Annotated in this window: 8 protein-coding genes; all 8 read left to right on the plus strand. The window is 59.9% G+C overall.

Annotated features, from left to right (window positions below):
* Positions 1-61 precede the first annotated feature (61 nt).
* Positions 62-826, plus strand: a complete 765-nt coding sequence (locus L288_RS35265) for an IS6-like element IS6100 family transposase (protein WP_001389365.1) — start codon at positions 62-64, stop codon at positions 824-826.
* A gap of 41 nt (positions 827-867) precedes the next feature.
* Positions 868-2,112: an AMP-binding protein gene (locus L288_RS35270; protein WP_021238875.1), complete on the plus strand. Its 1,245-nt coding sequence runs from the start codon at positions 868-870 to the stop codon at positions 2,110-2,112.
* Entirely contained in the window at positions 2,109-3,080 is a 972-nt protein-coding gene (locus L288_RS35275) for a thiamine pyrophosphate-dependent dehydrogenase E1 component subunit alpha (RefSeq protein WP_021244803.1), read from the plus strand. The genes L288_RS35270 and L288_RS35275 overlap by 4 nt, the downstream gene beginning before the upstream one ends.
* Positions 3,073-4,056 carry an alpha-ketoacid dehydrogenase subunit beta gene (locus L288_RS35280; protein ID WP_020818090.1) on the plus strand — a complete coding sequence of 328 codons (984 nt, stop codon included), beginning with the start codon at positions 3,073-3,075 and terminating at the stop codon, positions 4,054-4,056. The genes L288_RS35275 and L288_RS35280 overlap by 8 nt, the downstream gene beginning before the upstream one ends.
* The gene (locus tag L288_RS35285; protein ID WP_007682525.1) at positions 4,053-4,292 is read left to right on the plus strand and encodes a lipoyl domain-containing protein; all 240 of its coding nucleotides are present in this window, start codon (positions 4,053-4,055) and stop codon (positions 4,290-4,292) included. Before L288_RS35280 ends, L288_RS35285 begins: the two co-directional genes overlap by 4 nt.
* Before the next feature lie 117 nt (positions 4,293-4,409).
* Positions 4,410-6,944: a TonB-dependent receptor gene (locus tag L288_RS35290; RefSeq protein ID WP_021238876.1), complete on the plus strand. Its 2,535-nt coding sequence runs from the start codon at positions 4,410-4,412 to the stop codon at positions 6,942-6,944.
* A 170-nt stretch (positions 6,945-7,114) separates the two neighbouring features.
* A complete protein-coding gene (locus L288_RS35295; RefSeq protein WP_007682022.1) occupies positions 7,115-8,056 on the plus strand; it encodes an XdhC family protein in 942 nt (313 codons plus the stop codon).
* A 74-nt stretch (positions 8,057-8,130) separates the two neighbouring features.
* Positions 8,131-8,926 (plus strand): molybdopterin-binding protein (locus L288_RS35300; RefSeq protein WP_236613041.1); only part of this gene is annotated, 796 nt, incomplete at its 3' end.

Consider the following 8,926-nt stretch of genomic DNA (forward strand, 5'->3'; position numbering starts at 1 on the left):
GGCTCTGTTGCAAAAATCGTGAAGCTTGAGCATGCTTGGCGGAGATTGGACGGACGGAACGATGACGGATTTCAAGTGGCGCCATTTCCAGGGTGATGTGATCCTGTGGGCGGTGCGCTGGTATTGTCGCTATCCGATCAGCTATCGCGACCTTGAGGAAATGCTGGCGGAACGCGGCATTTCGGTCGACCATACGACGATCTATCGCTGGGTCCAGTGCTACGCCCCGGAGATGGAGAAGCGGCTGCGCTGGTTCTGGCGGCGTGGCTTTGATCCGAGCTGGCGCCTGGATGAAACCTACGTCAAGGTGCGGGGCAAGTGGACCTACCTGTACCGGGCAGTCGACAAGCGGGGCGACACGATCGATTTCTACCTGTCGCCGACCCGCAGCGCCAAGGCAGCGAAGCGGTTCCTGGGCAAGGCCCTGCGAGGCCTGAAGCACTGGGAAAAGCCTGCCACGCTCAATACCGACAAAGCGCCGAGCTATGGTGCAGCGATCACCGAATTGAAGCGCGAAGGAAAGCTGGACCGGGAGACGGCCCACCGGCAGGTGAAGTATCTCAATAACGTGATCGAGGCCGATCACGGAAAGCTCAAGATACTGATCAAGCCGGTGCGCGGTTTCAAATCGATCCCCACGGCCTATGCCACGATCAAGGGATTCGAAGTCATGCGAGCCCTGCGCAAAGGACAGGCTCGCCCCTGGTGCCTGCAGCCCGGCATCAGGGGCGAGGTGCGCCTTGTGGAGAGAGCTTTTGGCATTGGGCCCTCGGCGCTGACGGAGGCCATGGGCATGCTCAACCACCATTTCGCAGCAGCCGCCTGATCGGCGCAGAGCGACAGCCTACCTCTGACTGCCGCCAATCTTTGCAACAGAGCCGCTTCGATTATGTCAATATGGCGCGCGCGCTTCAGGCGGGCCTTCCCGATCTTGCCACCATCGTTACCGTCCGGGGTGAGGCGGAGGGCTGTCTTGGTTATGAGGAGCTTCTCGCTTCAAACGCGCCTGACGTGGCAAGCGGCCATCCCGATCCCAATGCCGTCAAGCTGCTGCTCTATACATCGGGCACGACAAGCCATCCCAAGGGCGTTCTGCACAGCCACAATAGCTTAATGGCCGAGCTCCTTGCCGCTCGGGACTATTGGGGCCTTGGTGCGAGCGATGTGGTGCTGATGCCCTCGCCGGTTACGCATATAACCGGCTATCTTTACGCGCTCGAAATGGGTTTCGTCACCGGCTGTGCCGCGGTGTTGATGGAGCGATGGGACGCCTCTGAGGCGGTCGAGCTGATCAAGCGGCACGGCGTAACGATGAGCGTTGGCGCAACTCCCTTCCTCAGGGAACTTACGGATACGGTCGTGTCGGCCGGGGCTCTGCTCCCCACGATGCGTTTGTTTATCTGCGGCGGGGCGCCGGTTGCGCCGGAACTTGTGCGCCGGGCGGCGCAGGCGATCCCGGGGTGCGCCATATCGCGCGCCTTCGGAAGCAGCGAGGCGCCAACGGTCACGCTGGGTGTCCGGGGCGTCGAAGAGCTTGAGCTTGGCGCGACCACGGACGGGCGCATCGTCAACAATGAAGTGCGGATCATCGACGAAGCGACGGGAGCGTTGCTGGGCGAGGGGGCGGAAGGAGAGATCCTTGTTCGCGGCCCGGAGGTGATGCTGGGCTATACCGATCAAGCGCTGACGGACGATGCGTTCGATCAGGACGGCTTCTTCCGCACGGGTGATCTCGGACGGATCGAATTTGGCGATTTCCTGGCGGTGAGCGGCCGTAAAAAGGATGTTATCGTGCGCGGGGGCGAGAATATCAGCCCTCAGGAAATCGAAGATGCGCTGCATCGCTATCCTGCAATCACCGACGTCGCAGTGGTGGCGATGCCGCATGAAAGGCTGGGTGAAGGGGTCTGCGCCTATGTGATTGCGGATGCGCCCGTTTCCGTCGCCGACATTGGCAGCTTCCTCGGGGAGCAAGGGCTAGCGCGACAGAAATGGCCGGAGCGCGTGGAGATGGTCGACGCGTTTCCGCGCACGGCTTCGGGCAAAGTCCAGAAGAATATCCTGCGTGATCGCCTGGTTGCGCAGGCTCAGCCCACGGAGGCGTCCTTATGAATGGTCCGGACCTTCAACGGTCATTACAGCTTTTTGAGCGCATGCTGCTTATCCGCAGGATGGAGGAGCGGCTTGGTGACCTCGGGAAAGCCGGCGAACTTCCTGGCAATGTGCATCTTTATATTGGCCAGGAAGCGGTGGCCACCGGCGTCTGCGCACATCTTGACGACAGCGACTGGGTTGCCAGCACTCATCGCGGGCACGGTCACTTCCTGGCGAAGGGCGGAGATCCGCGCGCTATGGCGGCGGAGCTCATGGGCAAAGAGACCGGCATTTGCCACGGCAAGGGCGGCTCGATGCATGTTGCCGACGTCTCGAAGGGCATATTGGGCGCCAACGGCATTGTCGGCGGTGGCGTAGGGCTCGCGGTCGGTGCGGCACTCGGCGCGCAGCTTGACGGCGAGGGCCGGGTTGCCGTGGTGTTTTTCGGTGACGGTGCGTCCAGCCAGGGCGTCATTTCCGAGGCGCTGAACATCGCCGCCCTGTGGAAGCTTCCACTGTTGCTGGTCTGCGAGAATAACGGATTTTCTCAATTCTCCCCTTATGAGACGGTGAACGCTGGCGATATCTGGCGCCGCGCCGAACCGTTTGGCATGCCCGGCGCGCTGGTCGACGGCAATGACGTCCACGCCGTATGGCGGGTCGTTGGCGAGGCGGTTGCGCGGGCGCGCTCAGGCGAAGGGGCCACGCTCATCGAGGCTCGTACCTATCGCTGGCGGACTCATGTCGAATCCGAAGAAAGCTTCCTTGCAGCGCCTTATCGCACCCAGGAAGAAGTCGAGAGCTGGAAGCAGCGCGATCCGATTAGCCGGCTGGAAGAATTTCTCGTCTCCGAGGATCTGGAAAAGGACGTGGCCGCTATCCGGGCCAGGGTCGAGGGCGTTACCGAAAGCGCCATCACCGATGCTTTGAATGATCCTCTTCCCCCTGTCTCCCGTGCTTTTGAGGATATGTTCGCCAATGGCTAAGCGGCGCCTCATCCATGCTGTCAACGAAGCGCTTCATGAAGAAATGGAGCGCGACGATCGTGTGATCCTCTATGGCGAGGATGTCAGGATCGGCTTGTTCGGCGATACACGCGGCCTCTTCGACAAGTTCGGGGGCAAGCGGGTGATCAACACGCCAATCTCCGAGGTTGTCATGACCGGTATGGCGGTTGGGATGGCAGCGGCCGGCTATCGCCCGATCTGCCACATGATGTATGGCAACTTCCTTTATACCGGCTTTGACTCCATCGCGAACCAGGCCGCCAAGCTTCGCTATATGACGGCGGGCCAGCTCAAGCTGCCGCTCGTTTACCTGGCATCTACAGGTGCCGGCCGCTCATCTGGCGCCCAGCATTCCGATGCACCCTATCCAGGCGTTATGAACCTTGGCGGCATCAAGGTCGTGATCCCCAGCACGCCAGCCGACGCCAAGGGTTTGATGAAGGCCAGCATCCGTGAGGATAATCCGGTCCTCTTCCTGCTGCCCACCCGCCGCGGCGGCGAGCAAGGAGAAGTGCCCGATGGCGATCATGTCGTGCCGCTCGGCAAGGGATCGGTGAAGCGCGAGGGTCGCGATGTCACGGTGGTCGCGATCGGTGTGATGGTGCGTCATGCAATGCGCGCAGCGGCGACATTGTCCGAAGAGGGGATCGAGGTCGAAGTTGTCGATCCGATGACGCTCTTCCCGCTCGATAAGGAGCTGATCCTGGCCTCGGTTCGCAAGACCGGGCGCCTAGTAATCCTCGATGAGGCGCGTGCTACATGCAGCGCCGCAAGTGAAATTGCCGCTATCGTCGCCGAACAGGGTTTTGCTTCGTTGCGTGGTCCCGTGCGCCGGGACACCGTGCAGGATGTGGCGATCCCGTTCGCGCCCCATCTCGAAAATGCGGTGATCCCTGATGAGGCTATGGTTGAGGCTGCGATCCGCGCGGCTGTACGCGATGGAGACGTTGCATGAAGATGTCGCTTAAGTTGCCGATGTTTGGCATGAACATGGAAGAAGGCACGATCGCTCGCTGGCACGTACAGCTGGGCGCAGACTTTGCTCTCGGTGACATCCTTTATGAGGTGGAAACCGAAAAGGTGACGTCCGAGGTGGAAGCCCCGTGCGATGGAACTCTCATTGAAATATTGGTTTCTGAAGGTGATGATGCTGCTGTTGGAGCGGCAGTCTGCCGAATAGAAACGAAATAATTGTCCTGACACCGGAGTGAAGTGGGCAGGAGACACGGATAGTTTTTCAACGCGACCGAAGAAAAAATGTTTAAGAGCGCGAAACGATACTTCGGTCATATCTAGGGAGGGATGGTTATGATTGTCAGACCAGAAAGCACAACGAAACGGCACGGCATTAACTTATACGCATCGGGCGTCGCGCTTCTTTGCTTCTGTTCGCCCGCATTCGCCCAGAGCGAGGCTCCGGCGGAGCAGCCTGCTGCCCAATCCGCAGCCGCCGAAGCGCCGCAGAGTGAAAGTCTGGGTGCCGGCGAGATCATCGTCACCGCCAGCAAGCGCGCTGAATCGATCAACAAGGTCGGCCTCACGATTGCGGCGGTCAGTGGCGATCAGCTCGTCAAGCAGGGTATCAGCAGCGTCCAGGATTTGACCAAGGCCGTCCCGGGTCTGACCTATGCGCGGTCGGCATTCGGCACCCCGGTGTTCACGCTGCGTGGCGTCGGCTATTTCGATACCGCTCTGGCGGCATCGCCTGCGGTTAGCGTTTATGTCGACCAGGCGCCTCTCAGCTTCTCCGCGCTGCCCGGCATCGGGGTCGGTTTGGACATGGAGCGTGTTGAGGTACTGAAAGGTCCGCAGGGCATTCTGTTCGGCCAGAATTCCACCGGCGGCGCGATCAACTACATCGCCAACAAGCCGACCGACACTCTGACGAGCGGGTTCAGCCTTGGCTATGGACGATTTAGCACGGTTGAAGGCGAAGCTTTCATCAGTGGACCTGTGACCGACACGCTCAATATACGGCTCGCTGGCCGCAGCACTTATGCGGGATCGTGGCAGAAAAATTACTTCTCTCGTCCAGGTGACGAGTTCGGGAAGCGGCGGGAATTCGCTGGCCGTATCACTCTAGACTGGAAGCCCACCGATAGACTCAGTTTCATGGCCAGCCTGAGTGGTTGGCATGACGGCAGCGAGCCGCAGATCGGGCAGTACATCTTCCTGCGTCCTGCCACGGCGGGGCAGGAGCAATTTTTGAGCCCTCAGCTTTATAATTTCGAAACGGGTACATTGGTGACGCCATATGCGCCGCGCAAGGCGCGCGCCGCCGATTGGTCCGCGGATGCTGAACCTTTCCGTGACGACAGAATGTATAATGCCGCGCTGCGTACCGACTATGACGTGACCGATAATCTGACCCTGACCTCGATCACTTCTTATTCGGACTATAAGCGTAATAGCCGGGCGGCGGATGACGGCACTGCGGTGCAAGACTATGATTATGTCGCCAACGACGGATATATTCGTGACTTCAACCAGGAATTGCGCCTGTCGAACGACGCCGCATCGCGCATGCGGGTCACCGTCGGTGCTAATTATCAGCACAGCAAAGTCTATGAGCTAAGCAAGGCTTCCTATGGAGATAGCATCGTCTCGAATTTCTCTCAGATAGACGGGACGAGCACTTTGCTGCCGGTGCCATTTTCCAGAGGATCGGATTTCAGCCGGCAGACGATCGAAAATTATGCGTTCTTTGGAAACGTCGATTTCGATGTGACAGACACCATCACGGTGAAGGGTGGCCTTCGCTATACGAACAGCAAGCGCCATTTCGTCGGCTGTACCTTTGATAATAATTTCGACCCGATACATGGCGACGACGCCCAGCGCAGGCTGTTCGACATTCTCCACACGTTCGCCAGATCCCTGGTGGGCCTGGGAGCATCGACCCCCCTGCAGCCGGGTGACTGCACCAGTGCGATCGACCCGCTGACGGATGCCAACGGCAATCCACTTATCGGTGTAGAGAATGGGCAACGGCCGGATGCCTTTGAGAGCATCCTCGGCGATACCAACCTCAATGAGGATAATCTGTCCTGGAAGGTTGGCGTCGACTTCAAGCCGGTGGCTGGTTCGCTATTTTACGCGAACGTGACCAAGGGCTATAAGGCAGGCAGCTTCCCAACGATTTCGGCGGCGACTGTCAGTCAATATCGTCCGGTCGTTCAGGAATCGGTCATTACCTACGAAGCGGGTTTCAAGCAGGAGCTGTTCGACCGCTCGGTGCTGCTCACCGGTGCTGGCTTCTACTATGACTACCGCAACAAGCAGCTGAGGGGCTTCTTCGATCAGCCGCCTTTCGGCACCGTGTTCGCACTCGACAACGTGCCTAAGTCCACCGTCAAGGGCGGTGAGCTGGCCATCGTATGGCGGCCGGTCGATGGCCTCAACCTCAGTGGCGCGGTGACCTATGTCGACGCGAAGATCAAAAAATACTCCGGTCTGAATTCCGACGGGGTATTTACTGACTTTGCCGGCGACCGGGTGCCATTCGCTCCGAAATGGAATGCGAGTGCAAACGCCGACTATACCGTTCCGCTTGGCGCCAGCCTGGCAGTGAATTTGGGTGCCAGCCTGACCTATAACAGCAGCACGCAGGCTGCGATCGGTCATGATGCGGTGACGAAGGCGGTAACCTACATCAAGCCGTTTACCACCGTTGATGCTCGCATTGCACTTCAGGATGCGGACAATGCATGGCAGGTCCAGTTCTGGGTGAAGAATCTGACCAACGAATATTACTGGAACAACGTAGCGTTCCTGTACGATACGGCGGTTCGGTATGCGGCCATGCCACGCACCTACGGAGTAAAGACCAGCTTCCGTTTCTAAAGCTGATCGGAGGATCTTGGGTTGGTCTGTCGAGATTGGCCTGGGATCTCCCCTCCTCTGCCGGCATGAAGCCGGTGGTGCATTGAATGGATACGGCCGGAGCATCCGATTTTTCGGACGCTCCGGCCGTAATCCTTTAAGTTCAGCATTTTTTGGATCAGAATGGGATCATGGCTGAGGCAGCGGATGACCTGGATGTCGTGATAGATGCCGCGGCGCTATGGCTTGCGGCGGGCCGTCATGTCGCGCTTGCCACAGTGATCGAGACCTGGGGGTCGGCGCCTCGGCGGGCGGGATCCCATCTGGTGATCCGCGACGACGGAATTTTCGAAGGCTCCGTCAGCGGCGGTTGTGTCGAAGGCGACGTCATCGTTCAGGCTCTCGAATTGATTGCGGCAGGGGGCGGCTTTCGTCGCCTGGATTATGGCGTGGCTGACGCGCAGGCCTGGGAGGTGGGACTTGCTTGCGGCGGCCGAATCTCCATCCTGTTACAGACCGTCGATGGGGCACATTTTCCGCCTGCGCTGATCGAGCGTATCGTTGATGCACGGGCGCAGGGTTTGCCGCTGGGTCTGGCGACGGATCTGACAAGCGGTGCGACCCGCGAGAATGCGGCCCCTCTGAAGGAATGGTTCTTCAATCTCTATCCTCCGCGCCGTCGTCTCGCGATCGTGGGGGCGGTTCATATCGCCCAGCTGCTCGTCCCGATGGCGCGCCTTGCGGGCTATGAGACAACCGTTATCGATCCGCGCGGCATGTTCGCGGCGGCTGCCCGATTTGATCAACCTGTAGACGAGAATTGGCCCGACGAAGCGCTTGATCGTTGGCGCCCGGACGGCGGCTCCGCGGTAGTCAGTTTGACGCATGATCCAAAGCTTGATGATCCGGCGCTGGCGCGCGCTCTGAACTCGCCGGCCTTCTATATCGGCGCATTGGGATCACGAAAAACACATGCTGCCCGGCTCGAGCGGCTCGGCGCCGCCGGCTTCACGGATAAGGAGCTCGCCCGCATCCATGGGCCGGCAGGGCTCCCAATCGGTGCGGCGGGACCAGCCGAGATCGCCGTTTCCATCCTGGCCGAGATGACGACAGTCTTGCGGAGCTCGAAGTGAGGTTTGGACGGGTATCGCTGGAAGAGGCCGAGGGTGCGATCCTGGCCCATAGCCTCTCGATTCCGGGACGCCGCTTGCCAAAAGGGCGCGTGCTCGATTGCGATGATCTGGCGGCGGTCCGGCATGCGGGATTGGAAGCGCTCACCGTTGCTCGGCTCGATACGGACGATATTGGTGAAAATGATGTCGCGATGGCGATTGCGCAGAGGCTGGCCGGAGATCATGTCCGCGCCGAACCTCCCGTCCATGGGCGGGCTGATCTGATCGCCGAGACGAACGGCCTTCTCGTTTATGCACCCGACGGCATAGGCAAGCTCAATCGGGCAACGGAGGCGATCACATTCGCCGCCGTCGCGCCGATGACGCCGGTGCGCGCGGGCGACGTGGTAGGCACCGTCAAGATAATTCCCTATGCGGTGCCCCGAGCCGAACTTGTCTCAGCGGGGCAAGTCGCGGATGGTTGCAAGGTCCGTATAGCTGCATTCGGGCCCCTCTCGGTCAATCTCGTGCAAACCAGTCTAGGCAGCGTAAGCCTCAAGCTTCTCGCCAAGACCGAAACCGTTATAAGGCAGCGAGTCGAGAGGCTTGGCGGACATTTGAATCATGTGTGGATCTGCGATCATGATGAAGCGGCTCTAACCAATTTGCTCGCGGACTCTTCGGAGGCGGATCTTGTGCTGATCATGGCGGCATCGGCGACGGCCGACCGCGAAGATGTGGTCCCCGCGGCCATTCGACAAGCGGGCGGGCGCGTGGAGCGGGTGGGAATGCCGGTCGATCCCGGCAATCTCCTGTGCCTCGGTTGGTTGCGCAGGCGGGCTGTCATTGGGTTGCCGGGTTGTGCACGTAGCCCCCTGCGTAATGGAGTTG

The sequence above is a fragment of the Sphingobium quisquiliarum P25 genome (assembly GCF_000445065.1).
GTDB lineage: Bacteria > Pseudomonadota > Alphaproteobacteria > Sphingomonadales > Sphingomonadaceae > Sphingobium > Sphingobium quisquiliarum.